The following is a 1,249-nucleotide window of genomic DNA, read 5'->3' as shown; positions in this document are numbered from 1 at the left end:
CACAAAACACAAAACCTGCTTGGCGAATATCGTTGTGATCGATTTCTTCACCACAGGCAGTCAGTAAGCTAATACCAATAAGGCTCAGCGATAATCTTATAAAAGCATTCATAATATGAAATGTTCATTGGATTTTGCTTGTTTCATTTGATCTTACTCGTCCGGAGCTCACAAGCGAAAATGATCTCGCTAATTTATCACCTTTGTGAACTCGCTCCAAACACAAAATCTTTTGCTGGTAGGGTGTTAGATCAAAATACGATGTCTATTTAACACTGTAGCCCGAATTTTGCAGACATGAGTTGCGTTATCTATGGCTAGTGGTGTTTTTGGTTTTGTTAACTTTGTCCGACTAAACCGTACTTTCTGACCATGCCTCGTAGCTGGTGATAGCTTAATCCCAGCAATTCGGCTGCTTGTCGTTGGTTGAATTTTGCCTCTTCCAAGGCACGATTGAGAAGATTGATATCTTGCTCCTCTTGCCACTGTTTGTAATCGAGAGGAAAGTGGATCGAAGTCGTTTGAGACGAGGCTTCTTCCTGAGGGTCTTCGTTTGCCGCAGTATGACCAAGCGCATTGTTCCAACCAGTCGCAAAAGGGTTAAAAATCAGCTCATCAATCGGATCTGCATTTAGTCCGTGTTGATAGATAGCGCGCTCAATTACGTTTTTTAGCTCACGCACATTACCTGGCCACGAGTAATCGAGCAGGGCTTGTTGCGCTTGATGAGTGAAACCAACGAAGTATTCGAGTTGCAACTCTCGACACATTTTCATTGCGTAGTGTTCGGCAAGCGACAGGATATCTTCTTTGCGTTCTCGCAATGGTGGCAACATGATAACGTCAAAGGCTAGACGATCGAGTAAGTCGGCGCGGAAATCACCTTGCTCAGCCAGTCGTGGCAAATCTGCATTGGTAGCACACACTAAGCGCACATCCGCATTAAGAGCGGTGTGGCCACCAACGCGTTCGTATTCACCGTATTCAATCACTCGCAGCAGCTTCTCTTGCACAAGTAACGGCGCAGTTGCCAACTCATCCAAGAACAAAGTGCCACCTTCCGCACGTTCAAAACGGCCTTTATGCTTGCCTTTTGAACCAGTGAACGAGCCGGATTCATGGCCGAACAACTCGGAGTCAATCAAACCTTCGCTTAAGGTCGCACAGTTGAGAGAAAGAAGTGGCTTATCCCAACGTTTTGATAAGTAATGCAAACGTTGAGCGATCAGTTCTTTACCGGTACCTCGCT

Annotated in this window: 1 protein-coding gene; it reads right to left on the bottom strand. The window is 45.5% G+C overall.

Annotated elements, in window-relative coordinates; translation table 11 throughout:
* Positions 1–338 precede the first annotated feature (338 nt).
* Positions 339–1,249, bottom strand: a 911-nt coding sequence (gene pspF / locus R7Q38_RS23835; RefSeq protein ID WP_318114529.1) for a phage shock protein operon transcriptional activator, incomplete at its 5' end; no start/stop codon positions are given.

Source organism: Vibrio sp. Vb0598, assembly GCF_033338935.1.
Lineage (GTDB): Bacteria > Pseudomonadota > Gammaproteobacteria > Enterobacterales > Vibrionaceae > Vibrio > Vibrio alginolyticus.
Note: the sequence above shows the minus strand (reverse complement) of the source record. Positions and strands in the feature narration are given on the sequence as shown.